Consider the following 22,394-nt stretch of genomic DNA (forward strand, 5'->3'; position numbering starts at 1 on the left):
GTACGAAACAGTGGTTAAACCAAAGGAGGATACCGTTTTGCAAAAAATTGAGGTATTGCTGGCTGATGATAATCGTGAATTTACGAATTTGCTTGCCGAATATATATCCGAACAGGAAGATATGGAAGTTACCGGAATTGCCTACAACGGGGAAGAAGTACTGCAGTTGTTGGAGCAAAGCCGTGATGTGCCGGATGTATTGATTCTGGATATTATTATGCCTCATCTGGATGGGCTGGGTGTATTGGAGCGTCTGCGCAACCTGAACCTGAATCCACAACCGAAAGTGATCATGCTTACGGCATTCGGTCAAGAGAACATCACACAGCGTGCCGTGCAGCTCGGTGCTTCTTATTACATCCTCAAACCTTTTGACATGGAAGTGCTCGCTAACCGAGTTCGCCAGCTTGTAGGATCCCAGACAACCGTCTCTTCAAGCACGAACAGTGGTTCATCCATGTTTATGACCAACAAATCTAATGTAGTGCCAATGGGCAAACACAAAAATTTGGATGCCAGCATCACGTCCATCATACATGAAATCGGCGTTCCTGCGCATATTAAAGGATATCAGTATTTACGTGAAGCCATCACCATGGTATATAACAATATCGAAATTTTGGGTGCAATTACCAAAACGCTGTACCCTGCGATTGCCGAGAAATTCAAAACAACGCCGTCCCGCGTTGAACGTGCTATCCGCCATGCGATTGAAGTGGCATGGACACGCGGAAACATCGACAGCATCAGCCACCTGTTTGGTTACACGATCAACATCAGCAAGTCGAAACCGACGAACTCCGAGTTCATCGCGATGGTTGCCGACAAGCTGAGAATCGAGCATAAGGTGTCTTGAAAGGACCGGGAGTAGTTAGGTAATTATGAAAGCAACAGTATACTAAATGCCGCGATTTACGGGTCGATTAGCGCCCTATAGATTGCGGCATTATTTTTTGTTTCCTAATTTATTATTGATAATGAAAATTATTATCATTTATAATAGGGGATAATTAGAAGCTTGATTTGGAAGGTAAGATTGGGGAGAGATTCATGCAATCAAATGATCAGATACAACTTTGGAATCAGGCTGCGGTCAAAATTCTGGATGTTCGCCGGGTTGTTCTGGAAGCAGGAGAGCGAATTCAAGCCTATTATCTCCCTGCGAACAGTTTTATGTACAGTTTGAGGGGAAATGCTCTCGTTGAAATGGATGGACAAAAGCAGGTGACGACGGAATTTAACTTGCTACATGTAACTAAGGGGTCAAGACTTGATATCGAAGCCGAGGATGAGTTCGAATATATTATGCTGTTTTACAGAGCATTTCTTGCCTTTCCGAAACCGAGGTACGTATGGCGCTTAGAACAGGCTTCGGTTACACCATTTGCGCTTCAATATACATTTATGCCGGACAAACCTCTTTTATTGCTGCGTTATCTAAATGAAATGGAAAAGGCATGGATTCACGCAAGCCATCTGGATCAGCTTCAGCTCAAAAGCCTATTTTATCAATTTGTCCACGAACTTATGTCTCAACTGGCAGAGCAGGAAATACGTACAGCACGTCCAGATCCAGTGAAACAGGTGCTTCAGTACATACAAACCCATTATAGGGAGCACATGACCCTTGATACGTTGGCACATCATTTCAATTACAGCTCACGTCATCTGTCCATGCAGTTTAAACGGAAGACAGGTTCTAGCCCGATCGATTATTTGATCCAGTTACGGCTGACAGAAGCGAAAAAATTGCTGGGTTATTCGGACACTACCTTGAGGGACATTGCAGCAGAGGTCGGTTACTCCGATGTATATTATTTTAGCCGCCTATTTAAAAAACATGTAGGGATGCCGCCTATCCGTTATCAGCAAAAAGTTAGAGAACAAAGGATAATAGAGGATCGTCCATTAGATGTCTCTGAATTGTCCATTGGCAGTAGACGGAACCAAAGATATATTGATTATGATAATCATTATCAATATATTAACGGAGGGTCTACACCAATGAAAAAAAGAAAAGCTAGCTCCAGCATGATATTCATTGCCATATTAAGTTTGACCATGATGTTATCCGCCTGCGGGGCAGGATCAACAGCAGCGCCGACTGCTAGCGAAGCAACGGGTAGCAGTTCGAACACCAACACTGCAGCCTCAACCACCACGGATGCAAGTGCACAGACGAATCAGGATAACGAAACGCGTACGATCTCAACGGTGAAGGGAGATGTGGTTGTACCTGCAAATCCCAAACGTGTCGTGGTGCTTTATCTTCAGGGAGATGTTGTTGCTCTTGGGGTGAAACCGATCGGCACTTCGGAAGTATTCGATGGAGCGGCGTACAAAAGTGAGCTTGACGGGGTAAATTCACTGGGGAGCTGGTTTGAACCAAATGCGGAGGCTGTCATTGATCTGGATCCTGATCTGATTATTGTACCATCGGAAGCAACATATACGTTATTAAAAGATATTGCACCTACGATTTACATTCCATACGAGAAAATGACCACAGAAGAAAGACTTCGGGATATCGCAAATATTTTTGGGAAAGAGCAGGAAGCCGAGAAGCTAATTGCGGAACTAAATAGTAAAGTTGAAGCAGGCAAGAAAAAACTTGCTGATGCAGGCATACTGGACAAAACGGTTTCCATCGTCGAAGGTGGTCTGAAAGAGATGTCCGTTGCGGAAAGCAAGCAATATGGACGGGGTTCTCAGGTGATTTATGAGTACTTGGGCATGAAAGCGCCAAAAGCTGTTCAGCAAAAAATAGATACAGTAACCGCAGCTGCAGGTTCAACTGTATCCATGGAAGTTCTCCCCGAGTATTTGGGGGAGTACGTGTTCCGATCTGTATATGAAGGAGCAGACGATCTGTCTGATAATCCGGTTTGGAGCAGTGTACCCGCGGTAAAAGAAGGACGTTTAATTGAAATTGACTTTGATTTCTTCTATTATTCGGATGTATATTCCATCAACAAACAGCTCGATTATGTTGTGGAACATTTATTGGATACAGTAAAAACAAAATGACCCTTATTGGATCATCTTTGTTTTGAGAAAATTGTTTTGTTTTTATCCATTGTATTTTGATAAGATTCCCATTAAACTAGGGATTAAGTGATAATGAGAATCGATATCAAATACTCGATGTTATGGATCGAATTAACGGAGGTAACCTTAATATGGATCAGCAGTTGGAACTATATGATGTAACCATTATCGGCGGAGGTCCCGCGGGGATGTACTCTGCCTTTTATAGCGGTATGCGGGATATGAAAACCAAATTGATTGAAGCACGGGACAGACTCGGCGGACGCATGCTCTTTTATCCGGAGAAGATGATCTGGGACGTGGGTGGTGTAACACCGATTTTATGCGCAAATCTGATTAAGCAGTTGGAAGAACAGGCGAGAACATTTGAACCTACGATTGTGTTTGAACAGCAAATTGAAGGTTTTGAACGTCAACCTGACGGTACCATTATTTTGACTTCTGCTACAGGTGAGAAACATTGGACACGAACAGTGATTATGGCCATTGGTTATGGAATATACAAAATGGCGAAGCTGGAACTTGAGGGAGCTGACCGTTACGAGGTAACGAATCTGCACTACACGGTGCAGGAATTGGAACCTTTCCGGGGCAAACGTGTCCTTATCTCTGGGGGAGGCGATTCTGCAGTCGACTGGGCCAACGAGCTTGAAGCTCTGGCAGAACAAGTCACGGTTGTACATCGACGCGATCACTTCGGAGGACTGGAGCGAAATGTAATTCGTATGAGAGAATCCTCGGTGGATGTTCGTACACCCTATGCAGTGAATACGCTACACAGTGTTAGTGGCGAAGTAATTGAACAAGTCACGATATCCCACGTGGAAACAGGTGAAAGTGAACTGCTGGAAGTCGATGCAATTATCGTTAATCACGGCATGAAGAGTGACTTTGGCCCCATTCGGGACTGGGGATTGGATCTTGGAGAGTGGCATGTAACCACAACAGAGAAGCTTCAAACCAATATTCCGGGTGTATTCGCGGCAGGCGACTTTGTGGATTATGGCAGCAAGCTATATCTTATTGCAGGAACATTCACGGATGCTGCCCTAGCAGTCAACAGTGCCAAACTATACATGGATCCTGAGGCAGAAAAAGTAGCCTATGTATCTTCTCATAACAGCCGATTCAAAGAGAAAAACAAAGCTCTCGGTGTTGTAGAAGAATAAATACCAAATCAAAAAACCATAACCTTAATTACCTTGACTGAATACCAGGTATTAGGGTTGTGGTTTATTTTTTGTGTGTCTAAATTTATTAAGCTAAAATGTCAATCGATGTATTGGGGTTTAACATTGTCGAAGAATTGGAATGTTGTTTGTTGTCCATAACATCGTTGTTATCCGAAAGTATATCGTCTTTATTTTCCTTTTCCGCTTTCACCTCTTCTGTAGAAGTTTTCTCAGCAGTCGGTTCATTGCGTGGAGCTGTTTCGTTTATATCTTTGAGTAATTCCCCAATTTTCTTATCCGTACTTCTAATGTGGGATTTAACTTCCTGAACCATTTCTCGTTTCATCTGAAAAACGGTATGCTCTGCATTTTCAAGCATTACCGATTTGCCGTTATCTGCATGAGGATTACTATCTAATAAGGTACGATCAAATCGAACGCCGCCCTCAAGCGTGTTGATTGAACCTTGCATTTTCTCACGGGATCCAACCAGCTTTCCCAATTGATCGTATGTATTGCTATTCTTGATTACAGAACCGAGTGAGACCGTATCTTCAGGTTGAGATTCAGAACTCTTGGGCTTTTCATTCTCTTTTTGACGTGTCTTTTCCTGAATCTCTTCTGCTTTAATTTGAGCAATTTGAGCGTCAATTTCCTGGATACTGGAGTTCAGGGTTTGAATGCGCTGCATTTTCGTTTTTGTATCCAGCTTTTCATTGGATCTCACCGTTTGCATTTCTTCGCTTAGTCTTGCTTTTTGTTTCATTAAGTCCTGGATGATCTTGTCCGTTTTGGTAGCTGTATTACTGCTGCTCTGATTGGTTCCGGTGCTTCTGTTCGATGATGAAACGGATAACATAGGATATTCCTCCTGGGTGTGATAGTCGCATGATTTTTTTATCATACTTATTATAATATCGGAATTTTGGGTTATTCTGTTAAGAGACACTGAAACCTGCAGCAGCTAAGATGTATGGCAGTTTGATCAGTTCCGAAGTGAAAACTATAATATGAAAATAGACGAATAAATCTGACAGAGTGGAGAATACGGGGTGGGGTATGTCTAAAATGTTTCGGAGTTTCATTTCCTCTGTCCTCAGGGTTACCAAAGGAAAGAAACGAATCAAATACGCAGCCATTTATCTTGCTGTTGCCGGTGCTTTGCATCGATTACTGGTTGAGAGTAGGCGTGAGCGATCCGCAGCCAAACGGCTGCAGCAGGATCTTCCTGTCGCAGAACTGAGGCAAATGAAGCTGGAACCGGGAGATATCGTTTACACGCCAAGTTCGGAATCGACCTATTATGCAGGACATATGGGGATTATTGGGCTGGACGGCAAAGTGTATCATGTTCATCCTTATGGACCCGTGTTCGCCGATTCCCTGGAGTGGTATCTTACCAGGTTCTATGAAGGAGATCGTTTCATTGTATTTCGTTCACGTTTAAACCAGGCTGGGCAGCGTGCGGCCGAGTGGGTGCACGATCACTACAAGCAGGTTAAGTTTTATCGATTGCAGACCAATTTGCGAAGCATTGAACGAAATTATTGCTCCAAATTTGTATATCAGGCCTATCAATTTACCTCGGGGCTGGATCTGTGGAGCAGAAAGTTTACCCGGTTTAATCAAGGGTACATCTATCCGTTCCGAATTGAGCGTTCACCTGCTTTGGAAGTATTGGGTACCTTTTATAAATAAAGATTCAATACTGACATGGCTGTCCTTGGCCCTCCATAGGGAGGATAGCTTTTGTCGGTTTTTTTTGATATGTATACTGAATAAAGACAGGAAAAGGCTCTAAAACGTCGAATAGATTATGAGATAGACGTGCACAACTGGGAATTGTATACATAATACCGGCAAGTTCAATTTGACCGGAGAACGATGAAGAATGGCTGCAATTTAGTCTAGAGAAAGAGTGAGAGTGAGATGAAATGGCTGGGCTTCTTACACGGATTCAGACGCAAACAAAACGTAGTGAAGCTATCGGACTACACACCTAAAAAAGAAAGGAGGCACTACTGCTCCATTTGCAACAAAAAAGTTGAATCAGTAGTTTATTATGCAGCGCCTCAGGGAAATGTTGCAGGTGTATGCAGTTCCTGTAAGCTGTTGGCGGATGAACGTGGAATGTACCCCATTTAATAGGAAGAATCATGCTCAGGAAATAACATTGCTTTGATTTATGAGCATTTTTGTAGTACATTAGCAAATGTATTCGAAGGAGGATTCTAATGTACTCAGGTAGACAAGACGATACTTTATACATCATGACCTACACCTTAAACAGCGGTATCAAGGGTACGGTTCCACTGTCTAATAAGCAGATTGTTGAGTGGCTGGATTGCTACAGAAATGAGAAGCGCTTCGTGACCGAGATTGGGAAAGAGTTCTTTGGATTGAATGCAGGCCTCGTGGCAGATTTCAAAGTTCAAAATCATTTATCCGATTATCAACAGACCATCATGCCCACACAGCAGCAGGATAATCTGGAACGCTTGTCCAGTGCATATAAATCAACCGAGCTATTGATGAAAATTGATTGCAAATGCGGTACGGCATATGTAACGGAATCTCCGTATAAGCGAACCAAATGGTATTGTACGAAGTGTAAAGAGATTGTATTTCTGGACGCCAAAAAAGGAATGGTGGAAACGTCCCGCGGTGACGCATACTACATGACCAACAAATATTTTGTTTCCCGCGACTAGTGGGAGACTACGAATTAGAGCACCGCTTTGAAGCGGTGCTTTTTTGTAATGAATGTTGAACCGGGTAGAGCGAATGCAGTGGTTGAGCAAAAAAAGCCCTTCAGGGCTTTTTAAGAACAGGCAGGTCTGACTCAGAGTTCTGTCTCAGAGAACCTGCCGAATATATAATAAAAGCTGAACTAGCATTCTACTTTGTGAGGAGGAATGAAACAGCAGCGGCAGCGTGGTTCGTAGGCTTCCGAATCGCCAATCATGACAACCGGACCAAGAGTGACTGGCTCTCCATTCACAATACGTTGAGTGAAGGCAGCATCAGGGCTTCCGCAAACCGCACAGAATGCGGAGAGTTTCTCAATGTCATCTGCCATGGCGAGCAGGCCCCCAATATATCCGAATTCCTTGCCTCGATAATCCATATTAAGACCATCTACAATCACGTGTTTGCCGCAATAGGCAAGCTCGGAGACGAGGTCCATAATGGCACTGCTGAAAAATTGCACTTCATCAAAAGCAACCACATCAGCATCTTTGGTCTGGGCAAGAATCATCTCCACGGATTCCGGAGTTAATTGCCGGGGGATGGAATGGGCGGGAAGGCGATATCCGATTCGGCTGACAATCTCGTCCTGAGCAAACCGATCATCTTCGGCTGGTTTGTAAGCAACGACCTTTTTACGGCCAAATTGAATCAATTTCTGACAACGGCGAATGAGTTCACCGGATTTTTCACTGAACATGGGTCCAGTAATTACGGTAATACGTCCTGTTTGCACGGTGCTGCTACTCCTCTCACATACGGATTCAACAAAAAAAGCGACCATTACAGAGTACCACAAAATCTCCGTTCAGAGCTAGAACTAATCCAAGCTGCTTTGTGTTACTATATGGATTATTACACTGTTGGTAACGGCAGTTGTGAAGCTGTAGTATTGGAAAAGAGGTGTTTTACAAGTGAATGAAGCGATAAATGAAATGCAGCAGCGGTATGAGGAATTAAAGGGACAGGCTGTCCTTCATGAAGGCGCGCAGGCACTGATTGCCGATCTGTTTGCGGAAATAGAGCGGCTGCAGGCCAGCAATTTAACCCTGCGCAGAACCATTCTGAAGTCTTCTTCCAAAGAGTCCCGGATGTCAACAAAGCTGAGGGATGCATTATACGAATAACCCGGAGATCACTCCGGGTTCTCTTCTGTCTGCAATTTGCGAGGAAATAGAATACCTGCTGTAATTCTGGCAATCATGGCAAAGGTAAGGCCAATGCCGGCATACATGTAGATCACGGTAAATGCTTTGCTGAAACCGGTGGTAGGCACAAATTCAGGATGCCCCACCGTCGTCAGAGTCACGGCACAGAAATAAAGCGCATCGATCCAGTGCAGCCCTTCCACACGAGTATAGAACAACGTTCCTGACAGCAGTGTTGCTGCAGTCAAGATAAAGAGTGCGAGAAACTTGGGGTCCTTGAACGCGTGGAAAATGCCCTTGAGCAACCTTTGCAGCGTCATGAGAAACGATATCATGTTAAACCATCCTGTCTTTTTTTGATGTCGATCATTCGCATCATTTTCTTCTAGTTACGTGCGGGATGATGCTGAGATATCCATGTGAATAAATAAGCATTATACCTGATCCTGATTGAATGATAAAGCTGGGGAGAACAGCAAAAAGCCCGGACTTATGAAAGCTTGCCGGGTGTCTCTGCCTGTTCGGTTGTGTTTTTGGAACGGAAACGGGGACCCACATAATTGCGTTTACGGTCACGGAACAAAATCCAGCCCCCCAAGAAACTCATGCCTGCAGCAAACAGGAGAAGCCCGCCTCCAAAGGAAAGCCACTGGAATCCTGGTGAGATCTGATCATTCCCGTGCTCAGCATAATATAGGAAAAGGGCGTCTTTCATCATCAAAAAACCTTTCATGGCCATTAGTCCAGGAATAACCAAGACCAAAATCGCCAAAAACCGTGCAAAGACCAGTCTAGTATTCATCACCATTTAACCCCTTCTGCCAAATGTCGACGTAAAATAAAGGTTGCGCTTACAGGTCATGCCTGATTCCATCATAGCTTGGTTTGTGCACGCTGTCCATGTGTTAGGACAAACTTTGAGTTGACTGCCCAAGGGGAGTACAATGGAATATAGTAAAGTTCTGCAAAAGGCTTTTCATCATCATCAACATCGTTCCATTCATAACGAAATCATATTGATAGAGGAGAACATAAAAGATGCCAATTACATGTGATGTTGCCATTCTCGGAGGAGGAACCGGAGGTTACGTTGCCGCGATTCGTGCTGCCCAGTTGGGCAAACAGGTCGTCATTATCGAGAAGGACAAGCTTGGGGGCACCTGCCTGCATCGCGGATGTATTCCCAGCAAGGCGCTGCTGAGAAGTGCAGAAGTATACGCAGAGATTCAAGAGAGCGAATCGTATGGAATTGAGACAGCTGGAGCAACCCTTGTTTTTCCCAAAGTACAGGCCCGTAAGGATGCCATTGTAGAACAGCTTCATCAGGGCGTCCAATATTTGATGAAAAAAAATAAGATTCAGGTCGTACAGGCCAAAGGCCGTGTCATCGGACCATCCATTTTCTCGCCGCAGAGCGGAGCCGTAGCTGTAGAGTTTGAAGATGGAGAGATGGATACGGTTGTGCCGACCAATCTCATTATCGCAACCGGGTCACGTCCGCGTGTACTTCCGGGACTTGAACCGGATGGCCGGTATATCATGAGCAGTGACGAAGCTCTGCGAATGGATGAACTGCCAACATCAATCATCATCGTGGGTGGTGGCGTGATTGGGCTGGAATGGGCATCCATGCTGAATGACTTCGGGGTGGACATTACGGTTGTTGAGGCTGCCGATCATGTATTACCCGCAGAAGACGAGGACGTGGCAAGGGAGATGCAGCGGTTGCTCGGCAAACGCGGAGTACGCTTCCTGACAAAGGCTAAAATCATGCCAGAATCTTATGAGGCTGGTCAAGAGGGCGTTCGAATTGATGTTCAGATTAATGACGATCAGCAGGAGACGCTCAGTGCGGACAAAATGCTGATATCCGTCGGGCGGCAGGCTAATGTTGAAAATATCGGACTCGAAAACACGGATATCAAACTGGATCGTGGATTCATCGCGGTAAATAAACATCTGCAGACCGGTGAAGGGCATATTTACGCCATTGGAGATGTTATTGGCGGATTACAGCTTGCGCATGCAGCGAGTCATGAAGGCATTCTGGCCGTGAATCATCTGGCAGGTGAAACCGTTCATGCCGTCGAATCCCATCGTATTCCGCGGTGTGTGTACACTCGTCCTGAAGCTGCAAGCATAGGGTTTACGGAACGTGAAGCAAAAGAGCGCGGCTTCGATGTCAAGACCGGCAAGTTTCCATTTCAGGCGAATGGTAAATCGCTCGTTCATGGAAACCGGGATGGTTTTGTGAAGGTAATCGCCGATGCCAAGACGAATGATATATTGGGTGTACATATGATTGGTACCCATGTGACGGAACTGATTGCAGAGGCTTCACTGGCACAAATGCTGGACGCGACGCCTTGGGAAGTAGGCCAGACGATCCATCCCCATCCTTCCCTGTCCGAAATTATGGGTGAAGCGATGTTGGCCGTAGACGGAAAGGCCATTGGAATGTAAGTCTGAACAGGCTTATAAGAAAGGTCCTTTCCTTTTTTGGGCAAAAGGGATTATAATAAGGTTAAGCCAAGTCTTAGTACCAGGTTATAAGATCGGGTTGTAAGACGGGCACAGGCTCTGATTAAAAGGAGGTACCTCATATGAGTTCACAAGGTACTGCAGATGCGGTCCACCGCCATGAACAGCTGGGACTTAGCGATGGAGAAGTATTGGACATGTACAAATACATGCTGCTTGCACGCAAGTTTGATGAACGTTGCTTGCTCTTGCAGCGGGCCGGCAAAATTAACTTTCACGTATCCGGTGTAGGTCAGGAAGCTGCGCAAGTGGGTGCTGCTTTTGGACTGGACCGGGATCACGATTATTACTTACCTTATTACCGCGATTACGGCTTCGTATTGGCGGTAGGCATGACGCCTCGCGAGCTGATGCTCTCTGCATTTGCCAAGGCGGAAGATCCGAATAGCGGCGGCCGTCAGATGCCAGGGCATTTTGGTCATAAAAAGCTGCGAATTGTTACGGGCTCAAGCCCGGTTACTACTCAAGTACCTCATGCCGTAGGTTTTGCACTGGCAGCAAAAATGCAGAAAAAAGAATTTGTTTCATTTGTTACGTTTGGTGAAGGCTCAAGTAACCAGGGAGACTTCCACGAAGGAGCTAACTTCGCTGGAGTTCACAAGCTGCCTGTCATTATTATGTGTGAGAACAACCAGTACGCCATCTCGGTTCCGGTCCATAAGCAGCTTAGCGGCAAGATATCGGATCGCGCACTGGGGTACGGCTTCCCTGGATTACGGGTTGACGGCAATGATGCGCTTGAAGTATATGCTGCCGTCAAAGAAGCGCGCCGCCGTGCCATTGCCGGTGAAGGCCCTACCCTGATTGAAGCCATGATGTACCGTTTATCTCCTCACTCCACTTCCGACAATGATCTGGCTTACCGGACCAAGGAAGAGGTTGACGAGAATTGGAAGAAGGACGGCGTTCTTCGGATGAAAAATTATTTGATTGATTGTGGCATCTGGGACGAAGCCCGGGATGCGGATCTGGCTTCCCAGCTCGCGCTGGAAATGAAAGAAGCGACTGAATATGCAGACAACGCGCCATATCCGAAACCTGAGGATACTCTGACGCACGTTTACGCGGACAGCGAAGAAGGGGGACGGTAATCATGGCGGTTATGGAATATATCGATGCGATCCGTCTTGCGATGAAAGAAGAGATGGAGCGAGACGAGAATGTCTTTGTACTGGGTGAAGACGTCGGTGTCAAAGGCGGCGTGTTTACCACAACCAAAGGCTTGCAAGAGCAATTCGGCGAGATGCGTGTGATGGATACACCTTTGTCCGAATCGGCCATTGCAGGGGTAGCCATTGGGGCGGCTATGTATGGCATGAAGCCAATTGCGGAGATGCAATATTCAGACTTTATGCTGCCGGCAACCAATCAGATCATTAGTGAAGCGGCCAAAATCCGCTATCGTTCCAACAATGACTGGAGCTGTCCGATTGTTATCCGTGCGCCGATTGGCGGAGGGATCTTCGGAGGATTGTATCATTCACAATGTCCGGAATCCATTTTCTTTGGTACACCTGGTTTGAAAATCATCGCTCCTTACTCGGCATACGACGCCAAAGGTTTGCTCAAAGCTGCCGTCCGCGACCCGGATCCGGTACTGTTCTTCGAAAATAAGAAGTGTTACAAGCTGATTAAAGAAGACGTACCAGAGGATGATTACATCGTTCCGATCGGCAAAGCAAATGTGCTTCGCGAAGGTGCGGATATCACGGTTATCGGGTACAGCCAGCCGCTGCATTTTGTAATGCAGGCTGCGGAAGAACTGGAACGAGAAGAAGGGATTACTTCCCACGTTCTGGATCTGCGTACACTGCAGCCGCTTGACCGTGAAGCGATCATTGCTTCCGCTCGTCAGACAGGCAAGGTGCTCATTGTTCATGAGGACAACAAAACAGGTGGTGTTGGTGCCGAAGTTGCGGCTATTATCAGCGAAGAGTGCCTGTTCGATCTGGATGCACCTATTCAGCGTCTTTGCGGACCGGACGTACCGGCAATGCCAATTAGCCCGACGCTGGAGAAATTCTACATGCTTAGCAAGGATAAAGCGAAGGAAGCCATGCGCACCCTTGCGGAGTATTAATTCGGTTGGTCATAAGTTTCGACAATCTATTCGAAAAAAAGGTTAAAAGCAAAGTTTGGAGTGATATAACAAATGGCTGAACGTATGAAATGGATCGAGGTCATTATGCCGCAGCTGGCAGAATCGCTGGTCTCGGCTACCATTGGAAAATGGTTAAAAAAACCGGGCGACCGGGTTGAACAATACGAGCCAATCTGTGAAGTAATCACCGATAAGGTCAATGCAGAGATTCCATCGACAGTTGATGGAATCATGGGCGACCTTCTGGTGGAAGAAGGTACGACGATTGCTGTTGGCGAAGCCATCTGCCGGATGCAGGTAGCAGCTGCAGATGATGAGCAAGTTGCAGAGCAAGTGACTCAAGTATCCCAGCAGAACAATGCACAGCAAGGATCAGTGACTCCAGCAGGTCATGATCCCAATCAGCCTATGCGTAATCGCTACTCTCCTGCGGTACAGTCACTTGCAGCAGAACATGGTCTCAACTTGCAGGCCATTCAAGGAACAGGAGCAGGCGGACGCATCACACGCAAGGATGTGCTTGCTGTTATCGCTCAAGGTGGCCAAACAAGTATACCGTCAGCACAACCTTCCTCTGCAGCTAGTCCATCTGCTTCACCGTTTAGCGGTTTGAACAAAAGCGGTGCAGAAACGGGAATCTCCGCAAGAGAAGCGGTTTCTGCGCCGGATGCTGGCGTTCCCGTGAGACATTCAGGGATTCATTTGACGGAATCTCCGAAAATCCCGCAGATTGAAGTAGAAGGTGGCGGCCAGGGAAGATCGGAATATTTTATCGATGTTACTCCTGTGCGTAATGCCATTGCCCGGAACATGCGTCAGAGCGTATCGGAGATCCCTCACGCATGGACCATGATTGAAGTGGATGTTACCAACCTGGTCATGCTGCGCAATAAGCTCAAGGATGAGTTCAAGCGTAAAGAAGGCATTAATCTGACGTACCTCTCCTTCATGATGAAGGGTGTTGTAAATGCGATTAAGGATTACCCGATCATGAACTCGGTTTGGGCTGTCGACAAAATTATCGTTAAACGGGATATTAACTTGTCCATGGCGGTAGGTACGGAAGACTCTGTACTGACACCTGTGATCAAGCATGCGGATCAGCGTAATATCGCAGGTTTGGCCCGGGAAATCGATGATTTGGCACGCAAAACCCGTGAAGGTACCCTGAAGCTGGATCATATGCAAGGTGGTACGTTTACGGTCAATAATACCGGTTCGTTTGGTTCAATTCTTTCGCAACCGATTATTAACTATCCACAAGCGGCAATTCTCACGTTTGAGTCGATCGTGAAGAAGCCTGTAGTCATTAATGACATGATTGCCGTTCGTTCGATGGCCAACCTGTGTCTGTCTCTGGATCATCGGATACTGGATGGTGTCATCTGCGGCAGGTTCTTGCAGCGGGTCAAGGAAAACCTTGAGGGTTATAATATGGAAACAAAGGTGTATTAATGAAATAGAGTTGTCAAGGGAAAGTGTATGTGCCAAAGGCCGTGCACTTTTCCCACTGTCTGCGGTTAAACGATCAAATATGGTTTGGACAATGAAGCGGAAGGGTGTGGGGAAATCATGAACAAGCCGCTGGATGTGACATACATACCGATGCTTGATTATGAACAGGCTTGGAACCGCCAAAAAGCAATTGTACAGCAGCTGGACGAAGGTGAGGGAATCGAGCAGATGCTTCTGCTGCAGCATCCTCCCACGTATACAATCGGATCTCAGAATCATCCGGAGCATCTGCTTCTCAGCAAGGAGGAGCTCGAGGCAAAGGGGATTACCTTGTTTCAAATTGATCGTGGCGGTGATATTACATATCATGGTCCAGGCCAGCTTGTTGGTTATCCGCTGCTCGTTCTCGGCCGTGATGAAGCTCTTGATTTACATGGGTATTTGCGCAACCTGGAGCAGGTCATCATTGATTACCTGGCAGATGAGGGAATTGAGGCAGGCCGGAAAGAGGCATACACCGGAGTATGGATCGGAGATATGAAGATCGCTGCCATCGGGGTAAAGTTCAACCGTTGTAAACATCGGCGAGGATTCGTGACGAGTCATGGTTTTGCTTTTAATATTACTTCAGGTATTCAGGATGAAGGATTTCAGGGGATTATCCCTTGTGGCATAGAGCAGTACGGCGTAACCTCTCTCGAGGACATCACCGGCAGAACCTACACCGTGGAGCAAGTTGCCCAGCAGATTGTCCCCTATTTCGGACGTGTTTTTCCATATGAGATGACTTGGAGAACCGAAAAAGAAGCCATTGTCCGTCTCTAGTTCAGACAGTCAAGGGCTTCAAATTCTATCCAAATAGTAGAGGTTCAAGAGCGATGAAAAGGGTAGACCCGATCATGGCAATCAGCATGAGATAGATCACGATTTTGAACCATTTCTTTTTTTGCATGAAGAGAGAACTCCTTTCAACAAATGAAAAATAAACAAGCATATTAATTGTATTGTACCGTATCCATGAGAGGGAGGAAAGTCCTATGATTAAACAGGAACGTGTTGTACATCAGTTTATGGAACTGGTGCAGATCGACAGTGAAACGAAGAATGAACATAACATCTCCAACGTATTGAAGGAACAGTTTACCCAGCTGGGTCTCAGCATATATGAGGACGACACCATGGAGAAAACCGGGCATGGAGCAGGTAACCTGATTGTTACCTGGGAAGCGGATGGTGCACCGGAGGCAGCGCCGATCTTTTTTACCTGCCACATGGATACTGTAACTCCTGGACAGGGAATTAAACCCGAGCTTGGGGAAGATGGTTGGATTCGCAGCGATGGAACAACGATCCTCGGAGCAGACGACAAGGCAGGTATTGCTGCTCTGCTTGAAGCGATTCGGGCGATCCAGGAGAACAAGGTTCCACACGGGAAAATTCAGTTCGTCATTACCGTTGGCGAAGAATCCGGTCTGGTCGGTGCCCGTGCAATGAATCCAAAAAATATTGAGGCTGAATTCGGTTATGCACTTGATTCCAATGGTGCAGTGGGAACAATTTGTGTGGCTGCCCCGGCGAGAGCCGAGATTCAGATGAACATTTATGGGAAATCTGCACATGCAGGTGTGAACCCCGAAGACGGCATCAGTGCCATCCAAGTGGCGGCGAAGGCCATTGCAGCAATGACACTGGGACGGATTGATGATGAGACCACAGCGAATATTGGCAAGTTTCAGGGCGGATCTGCACTGAACGTTGTGTGTGATTTTGTACAGATTGAAGCGGAAGCACGCAGTATCGTGCAGGAAAAAGTGGAAAAGCAAATTGCTCAGATGCGTGAAGCTCTTGAAACAACCTGCCGTAAATACGGTGCCACAGCCGAATTCCGCAGCGAGATTTTGTATCCTGCCTTCGGGTTCCACGATGAGCATGAGATTGTGCAGCTTGCGCAGCGTGCGATTCGCGGCCTGGGTCTGGAAACAAGTACGTTTGCTTCGGGTGGTGGCAGTGATGCAAACATCTTCAATGGCTTCAACATTCCGACCGTCAATCTGGCTGTAGGTTATGAGGATATTCATACGACAAAAGAGCGCATTCGTGCGGAAGATATCGTTAAACTGTCCCAGGTTGTCGTAGCCATCATTCAGGAGACGGCTTCTGGCAGCAAGTAAGCATATATGGAGGTGTTTACTTGGAAGGAAGCACCTTTCTACGTAAAAGTCCGAAACCGGTTAGCATCGGATTCGGACTTTTTGCGAATTCATGTTATATTTCATGGGAGAAATGAAAGTAAACAAGGATTACTTTCGTCCCGCAATCAGTTCACTTAGTTTGGCATCAGGGCCCCATTCACGCAGCCATTGCTTGAGTATAAGCTGGATTTGCCTTGCTTGTCCGACCACATGTACCGATTGAGATGTCACATAACTGTTCATTGGATATCCCCCTGATTTGTTTTATATTTCTCGAAAGGCTATAGGCTCACGATATGCCAAAAAACGGGGGATTATACGTATTGGGAATATAAAATCTTAAAAAGTGGAGTTGATCTCATATGAATCCTACCAACCAAACGGGCTCTAACCACCCGTCTAATCCCAAGCTCGATGAAGTAACAGTCTCGACGAAGCCAATCTTTGAAGGAAAAGTCATTTCTCTTCAGGTCGATACGGTCAAGCTGCCTAATGGACAGACAGCTTCACGTGAGATTATCCGTCACCCCGGTGCGGTAGCAGTACTTGCCTTGAACGGGGATCGCATGCTGGTGGTTGATCAGTATCGTCAGGCGATGGGGCGTACCGAGGTGGAAATACCTGCAGGCAAACTTGATCCGGGAGAAGAGCCGGAGGTTGCGGCCGCTCGTGAATTACGGGAAGAAACCGGCTATGCAGCCAAGTCGCTGCGTCATCTGCGTTCTTTCTATACATCACCTGGTTTCGCAGACGAGATCATTCACTTGTATATTGCCGAGGAGCTCGAAGCCGGAGACATGGCACTGGATGAAGATGAATTTCTCGAAGTATCTGAAATCACGATTGAGGAAGCGTATCAGCTCATGGATCAGAACCGGATCAGTGATGCCAAAACGATGATGGCTGTGTATGCGTGGGATCTGTACAGAACAACAGGGCGGTTTTAATGATGGCAGATCAGCAGACAACGTCTAACACGTGGGATTCCTGTTACGCAGACCTGCATATCCACATTGGGCGTACGTCCCGCGGTGAAGCTGTTAAAATCAGTGGCAGCCGGGATCTGACCTTCGAGAATATTGCTCGTGAAGCGTCAGAGCGCAAGGGAATTCATCTGCTCGGCGTCATAGACTGCCATTCACCAGTGGTACAGATGGATATCGAGCAGCTGCTTGAGACTGGTACGATGTCCGAGCTGAAGGATGGGGGCATTGCCTACCAGGACACCACGATTCTGCTCGGTACCGAAATCGAGCTGCGCGAACCGGAGATGAGAGAATATCACATGCTGGCCTACTTTCGTGATTTGACAACGATGAAGTCATTTACGGAGTGGATGCAGCGTTATATGAAAAATGTGAATCTCAGTTCACAACGGGTATATGTCTCATCCCTCGAAATGCAGGCCGAGATAAAAGCCCGTGGCGGGCTCATCGTGCCCGCACATGCCTTTACACCTCACAAAGGCATCTATGGCAGCACGTCTCCGCGTATGGCAGATGTGCTGGATACAAGCCTGATTGATGCGGTGGAGCTGGGATTAAGCTCAGACTCATCTATGGCCAGCTACATTCAGGAGCTTGACCAGTTCCCTTTTCTAACCAATTCGGATGCACACTCCCTTGGTAAAATCGGACGCGAGTATAATGAGCTGCAGATTGCCCATCCTTCATTTGAAGAATTCAGCATGGCATTGAAGGGGCAGGCTGGAAGAAGTATCAAGGCCAATTACGGCTTGAACCCGAGGCTTGGCAAATACCACCGCACGTATTGCTCAGCCTGTGGCAGCATCATGGATGAACAGGCGATGTCAGCGGAACGCTGCCCCTATTGCGGCAGTACGAAGCTGGTGCAGGGCGTTCTGGATCGTATACTTGCCATAGCAGATCGGGAGAGTCCTCAGGTTCCAGAATTCAGGCCACCTTACCACTATCAGGTACCGCTTGAGTTTATCCCGGGACTGGGCAAGGCAAAGCTGCGTCAGCTTCTGGAACACTTCGGCACCGAAATGAATGTCCTTCATCGGACAAGTGAAGAGGAGCTTGCGAGTGTTGTAGGACCCGTTCTGGCCAGTCTTATCGTTGCTGCTCGAAATGGTCGACTGGAGTTGTCATCCGGAGGCGGGGGAACCTATGGTAAGGTCTCTGGTAAGGAAACGGACTAAGACAGGTAGAAGGGAAGTATAGGGCGCGTATCGGGACAAGGAGTCATACCCACGTACTTCGGTTCATAGAATGACTGTGTGGATTTCTTAGAGATCCTGCAGCATGATAACCGGAAAGGGGACCCGTTCCTGTATGCGTTCTTCCTACTTCACGTTCAAAGGTCAAACCTCGTTATATGTATTTGTAGCTGTCTTGTTTCTGGTCGGTGTCATTTTTGGCGCCTTGATGGTTAATGCCCTGTCTCTTGAACAGCGTCAGGATCTGGAGGGCTATCTGGGCAATTTTTTCATGACAGTCCAGCACAGCGGGCAGATCGTCGAATCCGGAACCTATTGGGATATAGCGATACTACATCTGAAATGGGTTGGACTTATCTGGATACTGGGCCTGTCCGTCATCGGATTGCCGGGTATATTGGTTTTGGATTTTCTAAAAGGAGTGCTGATCGGATTTACCGTTGGATATCTCGTCGGACAGTATTCCTGGAAAGGGCTACTGTTTGCCCTGGTATCCGTCGCGCCGCATAATTTGTTCGTCATTCCGGTATTGCTGATCTGCAGTGTGTCGGCCATGACCTTTTCCTTATATATCATTCGGAATCGTGTACTCATGCAGCGGGCGCCGGGTGGACAAAGGCCGTTTGCCTCTTATGTGCTGCTGACACTGGTTATGGCTGGACTGCTGTTAGGCGTCGCGTCTTTTGAAACTTGGGTAACACCTGCGATGATGCGCTGGGTAACGCCAATGCTGCTCCCGGCGTAGCGCCGTAACGGACAGTGTAAAATGTTGACTTTAATTACGCACTCCCCCTATAATGAAAGAAGTGGGTTAAGTTGCAGTGTGCAGTGATTTCCTAGGGGGAGGGAGAAAATGGAAGCACGGATCGATAAAATTAAGCAGCAACTACAGTCCCAAGGTTATAAATTAACGCCCCAGCGGGAAGCCACCGTAAGAGTACTTCTTGAGAATGAAGAAGATCATCTGAGTGCGGAAGACGTATTCATGCTCGTTAAAGAAAAAGCTCCCGAAATCGGTCTGGCAACCGTGTACCGTACCCTCGAACTGCTGAGTGAGCTGCATGTTGTAGAGAAAATCAACTTCGGCGACGGTGTAGCGCGTTATGATCTGCGCGGAGATACATCCAAGCATCACCATCATCACTTAATTTGCGTTCAATGCGGAAGTATGGATGAAATACGTGAAGACTGGCTTGGACCGCTTGAAGAGCGTCTGGAGCGGGAATTTAACTTTTCGGTAGTAGATCACCGACTGGATTTTCATGGGATTTGTTATCGTTGCAAAGCTAAAAATGACCAGAAGCCCAAAGATGAAGAATAACATAGCATATCTTCAAGCTCTCACCGGCGGTTTTGACGGGAGAGCTTTTTTGGTCCAGTACATGATGTGAGGTTATCTCTGATGTCATCTCAAATGTCATATTCCTGCGTTTGTCGTCATACCCTGATTCTAGATGAATTGGATTCAAACCAGGAGGGGGACAACCCATGATTATTTCACTGCGCCAAGGGCTTCGTTTTATACGATTTATTATAGTTTTTGCAGGATTGGTTTATCTGTTCTATCATGTTCTGGATTTGTTCAACGGCTGGATCTCACCTGTGGATCAGTATCAGATGCCCACAGGAAATGCAGTCAAAGTCTTTCAGGAGACGGTTTGGCCAGGCAATGGAGAAGCACGTCTTACGCTGGCGGAGAGACTCCGTTTGTTTTATTGGTATGGGGAGTAGTCCGGACAGCCAGGGATGCAAATACGGAAGCAGGTTGCCAGTTTGGCAATGCTGTCAGATGAGGAGCGTTGTACATGAGACAGACGATACACCCCTATGCCTTATACTTGGAAGAAGATAAAGGGATGTCAAGCAGTACGCTGGAGTCGTATCTTCGGGACGTGGACAAGTTCATCGAATTTGCAGATAAGGAATACGGTATTCGTGAGGCAGGGCAGGTGCGTCGTACTCATGTTATCTTGTTTATCGGCAAGCTGAAGCAGGCGGGGCGTGCCAATGCGACCATTGCTCGCAGCGTGGTATCCTTGCGTTCCTATTTTCATTTTTTAATGCGCCGTGGCGAGATTCTGCAGGACCCAACGTTTGATGTCGAGGCTCCGAAAGCGGACAAAACGCCGCCACAGGTATTAACGGTGGATGAAATTGAACTCCTTCTGGCCTCGCCCGATACTCGCTCTGCCCAAGGGGTGCGTGATCGTGCCATGCTTGAGCTTTTGTATGCTACCGGTATTCGGGTCTCGGAATTGATCGCACTGGATATACGGGATGTTCAACCGGGCATGCGGTTTATTCGCTGCGGAGGTGCAGGCAAAGAACGGATTCTGCCGATTGGCGCACCGGCAGCACATTGGGCAAGTGTGTATGTTAACGATTTTCGTAACCACCTGCTCAAAACAGACTCGGACGAGCAAGCCCTGTTCGTCAACGTGTCCGGAAGACGTTTAACCCGCCAGGGCTTCTGGAAGCTGCTCAAAAAAGCGGCGATGGATGCAGGGATTTCAGAAGAGATTACGCCGCACACGCTGCGCCATTCCTTTGCGGCCCACCTGATTGCTAGCGGGGCGGATACTCGTGCAGTACAGGACATGCTGGGCCATGTGGAGCAGGCAGGACAACAATATGGGAATCATGGCCGCAAAACGATGAAGGAGATCTATGAAACTCATCATCCGCGAGCAAAATAATTGGCTTTAACGCTAAAAGTTCAATAATAGATGCGGAACATATAGCTGATTTAGGATAAAATAAACTGTACACATCTAAACGCCGTTATACATAAGCGAGTGCATCGGTCAGGAGGAATATACCTGAACGATGCATCTAGCTGACATAGACGGAAGTTTCAACTCAAGGGGGAACATTTGAAATGACAGCATTAAATCAACAAATGATTCAGGAAGCTGCTTCTTACATTCAAAGCAAAAGCTCCATCAAGCCGGAAGTCGGTTTGATTTTGGGTTCGGGTCTTGGCATTCTGGCCGATCTGATCGAAGATGGCGTAAGTATTGCCTATCAGGATATTCCTCACTTCCCGGTCTCCACGGTAGAAGGGCATGAAGGGGAATTGCTGGTCGGCACCATTAAAGGCCGTCCGGTTGTTATGATGAAAGGCCGGTTCCATATGTACGAAGGATATGGCCCCGAGCTTACAGCGTTTCCTGTACGTGTCATGAAAGAACTGGGTGTATCTTCACTGCTCGTAACCAACGCGGCCGGCGGTGTGAACACTTCGTACGAGCCAGGCGATCTGATGCTGATCTCGGATCACTTGAATATGACAGGCAAAAATCCGTTGATCGGGCCTAATGACCCGGCTATGGGCGTGCGCTTCCCTGACCTATCTGAAGCCTACAGCCGCCGTCTGCGCGGGCTGGCGAAAGATACAGCGGCTTCGCAAGGTTTTAATGTGCGTGAAGGTGTATACGCAGGCTTGCTGGGTCCTAACTATGAGACACCTGCTGAGATCGTGATGCTGCGTACGCTGGGTGCAGACGCGGTGGGGATGTCTACGGTATCCGAGGTTATTGTGGCACGTCATGCGGGTCTGGAAGTGCTCGGCATTTCCTGCATCAGTAACATGGCAGCCGGAATTCTTGATCAGCCGTTGTCCCATGATGAGGTCATGGAAACGACTGAGCGTGTTCGTGAATCATTCCTTGCGCTTGTTCTAGCCGTCATTCCGCAAATGTAAAACGTAAGCTTCATTAAGACAACCTATGGTGGTCCTTGGGATCATTCAAGAGGTTGTCTTTTTTTATTTTTTTTACAAAAAAGTGAAATTCAGAAAATATAGAA

At 47.0% G+C, this 22,394-nt stretch carries 25 protein-coding genes; 19 read left to right on the top strand and 6 right to left on the bottom strand.

Annotated elements, in window-relative coordinates:
* The first annotated feature begins 37 nt into the window (after window positions 1-37).
* The 3 genes from spo0A to PIL01S_RS13560 all read left to right on the top strand — a co-directional run bounded on the left by spo0A (window position 38) and on the right by PIL01S_RS13560 (window position 4,217).
* Window positions 38-856, top strand: coding sequence for a sporulation transcription factor Spo0A (gene spo0A / locus PIL01S_RS13550; RefSeq protein ID WP_095290453.1), 819 nt, complete (start codon window positions 38-40; stop codon window positions 854-856).
* Between the two features lie 194 nt (window positions 857-1,050).
* Window positions 1,051-3,027, top strand: a complete 1,977-nt coding sequence (locus PIL01S_RS13555; RefSeq protein WP_127537940.1) for a helix-turn-helix domain-containing protein — start codon at window positions 1,051-1,053, stop codon at window positions 3,025-3,027.
* A 152-nt stretch (window positions 3,028-3,179) separates the two neighbouring features.
* Window positions 3,180-4,217, top strand: coding sequence for an NAD(P)/FAD-dependent oxidoreductase (locus PIL01S_RS13560; protein ID WP_127537941.1), 1,038 nt, complete (start codon window positions 3,180-3,182; stop codon window positions 4,215-4,217).
* Window positions 4,218-4,305: 88 nt separating this feature from the next.
* Here PIL01S_RS13560 and PIL01S_RS13565 read toward each other — a convergent pair whose 3' ends face one another.
* Window positions 4,306-5,079, bottom strand: coding sequence for a FlxA-like family protein (locus PIL01S_RS13565; protein ID WP_164764227.1), 774 nt, complete (start codon window positions 5,077-5,079; stop codon window positions 4,306-4,308).
* Window positions 5,080-5,279: 200 nt separating this feature from the next.
* On the opposite strand from PIL01S_RS13565, the gene PIL01S_RS13570 reads away from it, so the two are divergent.
* Window positions 5,280-5,918, top strand: a complete 639-nt coding sequence (locus tag PIL01S_RS13570) for a hypothetical protein (protein ID WP_246058238.1) — start codon at window positions 5,280-5,282, stop codon at window positions 5,916-5,918.
* Window positions 5,919-6,454: 536 nt separating this feature from the next.
* On the top strand, window positions 6,455-6,931 hold the full coding sequence (locus PIL01S_RS13575; RefSeq protein WP_095290460.1) for a hypothetical protein: 477 nt from the start codon (window positions 6,455-6,457) through the stop codon (window positions 6,929-6,931).
* A gap of 179 nt (window positions 6,932-7,110) precedes the next feature.
* On the opposite strand, the gene PIL01S_RS13580 is transcribed toward PIL01S_RS13575, so the two are convergent.
* The gene (locus PIL01S_RS13580; RefSeq protein ID WP_095290464.1) at window positions 7,111-7,704 is read right to left on the bottom strand and encodes a thymidine kinase; all 594 of its coding nucleotides are present in this window, start codon (window positions 7,702-7,704) and stop codon (window positions 7,111-7,113) included.
* Between the two features lie 178 nt (window positions 7,705-7,882).
* Between PIL01S_RS13580 and PIL01S_RS13585 the strand changes: the two genes are divergently transcribed.
* Window positions 7,883-8,095 carry a hypothetical protein gene (locus PIL01S_RS13585; RefSeq protein WP_127537943.1) on the top strand — a complete coding sequence of 71 codons (213 nt, stop codon included), beginning with the start codon at window positions 7,883-7,885 and terminating at the stop codon, window positions 8,093-8,095.
* A gap of 8 nt (window positions 8,096-8,103) precedes the next feature.
* Here the strand turns inward: PIL01S_RS13585 and PIL01S_RS13590 are convergent, their stop codons facing one another.
* On the bottom strand, window positions 8,104-8,451 hold the full coding sequence (locus tag PIL01S_RS13590) for a potassium channel family protein (RefSeq protein WP_095359262.1): 348 nt from the start codon (window positions 8,449-8,451) through the stop codon (window positions 8,104-8,106).
* 155 nt (window positions 8,452-8,606) lie between these two features.
* Window positions 8,607-8,924: a DUF2627 domain-containing protein gene (locus tag PIL01S_RS13595; RefSeq protein ID WP_095290469.1), complete on the bottom strand. Its 318-nt coding sequence runs from the start codon at window positions 8,922-8,924 to the stop codon at window positions 8,607-8,609.
* Window positions 8,925-9,154: 230 nt separating this feature from the next.
* Here PIL01S_RS13595 and lpdA point away from each other — a divergent pair, with 230 nt between their 5' ends.
* The 5 genes from lpdA to lipB all read left to right on the top strand — a co-directional run bounded on the left by lpdA (window position 9,155) and on the right by lipB (window position 15,038).
* Window positions 9,155-10,579: a dihydrolipoyl dehydrogenase gene (lpdA, locus tag PIL01S_RS13600; RefSeq protein WP_127537944.1), complete on the top strand. Its 1,425-nt coding sequence runs from the start codon at window positions 9,155-9,157 to the stop codon at window positions 10,577-10,579.
* Between the two features lie 140 nt (window positions 10,580-10,719).
* Entirely contained in the window at window positions 10,720-11,748 is a 1,029-nt protein-coding gene (locus tag PIL01S_RS13605) for a thiamine pyrophosphate-dependent dehydrogenase E1 component subunit alpha (RefSeq protein ID WP_095290473.1), read from the top strand.
* A 2-nt stretch (window positions 11,749-11,750) separates the two neighbouring features.
* Window positions 11,751-12,737, top strand: a complete 987-nt coding sequence (locus tag PIL01S_RS13610) for an alpha-ketoacid dehydrogenase subunit beta (protein WP_095290475.1) — start codon at window positions 11,751-11,753, stop codon at window positions 12,735-12,737.
* Between the two features lie 72 nt (window positions 12,738-12,809).
* A complete protein-coding gene (locus tag PIL01S_RS13615; protein ID WP_127537945.1) occupies window positions 12,810-14,213 on the top strand; it encodes a dihydrolipoamide acetyltransferase family protein in 1,404 nt (467 codons plus the stop codon).
* A 117-nt stretch (window positions 14,214-14,330) separates the two neighbouring features.
* On the top strand, window positions 14,331-15,038 hold the full coding sequence (gene lipB / locus PIL01S_RS13620; protein WP_127537946.1) for a lipoyl(octanoyl) transferase LipB: 708 nt from the start codon (window positions 14,331-14,333) through the stop codon (window positions 15,036-15,038).
* Window positions 15,039-15,063: 25 nt separating this feature from the next.
* Here lipB and prli42 read toward each other — a convergent pair whose 3' ends face one another.
* Window positions 15,064-15,165: a stressosome-associated protein Prli42 gene (prli42, locus tag PIL01S_RS13625; RefSeq protein ID WP_095290480.1), complete on the bottom strand. Its 102-nt coding sequence runs from the start codon at window positions 15,163-15,165 to the stop codon at window positions 15,064-15,066.
* Window positions 15,166-15,250: 85 nt separating this feature from the next.
* Between prli42 and PIL01S_RS13630 the strand changes: the two genes are divergently transcribed.
* Entirely contained in the window at window positions 15,251-16,384 is a 1,134-nt protein-coding gene (locus PIL01S_RS13630) for a M20/M25/M40 family metallo-hydrolase (RefSeq protein ID WP_127537947.1), read from the top strand.
* A gap of 129 nt (window positions 16,385-16,513) precedes the next feature.
* On the opposite strand, the gene mciZ is transcribed toward PIL01S_RS13630, so the two are convergent.
* Entirely contained in the window at window positions 16,514-16,648 is a 135-nt protein-coding gene (gene mciZ, locus PIL01S_RS13635; protein ID WP_127537948.1) for a Z-ring formation inhibitor MciZ, read from the bottom strand.
* Window positions 16,649-16,767: 119 nt separating this feature from the next.
* On the opposite strand from mciZ, the gene PIL01S_RS13640 reads away from it, so the two are divergent.
* The 7 genes from PIL01S_RS13640 (at window position 16,768) to PIL01S_RS13670 (ending at window position 22,290) form a co-directional block, all read left to right on the top strand.
* Window positions 16,768-17,352, top strand: coding sequence for an NUDIX hydrolase (locus tag PIL01S_RS13640; RefSeq protein WP_127537949.1), 585 nt, complete (start codon window positions 16,768-16,770; stop codon window positions 17,350-17,352).
* A complete protein-coding gene (locus tag PIL01S_RS13645; RefSeq protein WP_371859955.1) occupies window positions 17,352-18,569 on the top strand; it encodes an endonuclease Q family protein in 1,218 nt (405 codons plus the stop codon). The genes PIL01S_RS13640 and PIL01S_RS13645 overlap by 1 nt, the downstream gene beginning before the upstream one ends.
* A gap of 133 nt (window positions 18,570-18,702) precedes the next feature.
* Complete coding sequence (spoIIM, locus tag PIL01S_RS13650; protein WP_127537951.1) at window positions 18,703-19,332, top strand: stage II sporulation protein M; 630 nt, start codon at window positions 18,703-18,705, stop codon at window positions 19,330-19,332.
* Between the two features lie 108 nt (window positions 19,333-19,440).
* Window positions 19,441-19,908, top strand: a complete 468-nt coding sequence (gene fur, locus PIL01S_RS13655; protein WP_024630961.1) for a ferric iron uptake transcriptional regulator — start codon at window positions 19,441-19,443, stop codon at window positions 19,906-19,908.
* Between the two features lie 167 nt (window positions 19,909-20,075).
* On the top strand, window positions 20,076-20,318 hold the full coding sequence (locus tag PIL01S_RS13660; protein WP_127537952.1) for a DUF4227 family protein: 243 nt from the start codon (window positions 20,076-20,078) through the stop codon (window positions 20,316-20,318).
* A gap of 74 nt (window positions 20,319-20,392) precedes the next feature.
* Window positions 20,393-21,283 carry a tyrosine recombinase gene (locus PIL01S_RS13665; RefSeq protein ID WP_127537953.1) on the top strand — a complete coding sequence of 297 codons (891 nt, stop codon included), beginning with the start codon at window positions 20,393-20,395 and terminating at the stop codon, window positions 21,281-21,283.
* A 182-nt stretch (window positions 21,284-21,465) separates the two neighbouring features.
* Window positions 21,466-22,290, top strand: coding sequence for a purine-nucleoside phosphorylase (locus PIL01S_RS13670; RefSeq protein ID WP_127537954.1), 825 nt, complete (start codon window positions 21,466-21,468; stop codon window positions 22,288-22,290).
* The last annotated feature ends 104 nt before the right edge of the window (window positions 22,291-22,394 follow it).

The organism is Paenibacillus illinoisensis NBRC 15959 (assembly GCF_004000925.1).
Lineage (GTDB): Bacteria > Bacillota > Bacilli > Paenibacillales > Paenibacillaceae > Paenibacillus > Paenibacillus illinoisensis.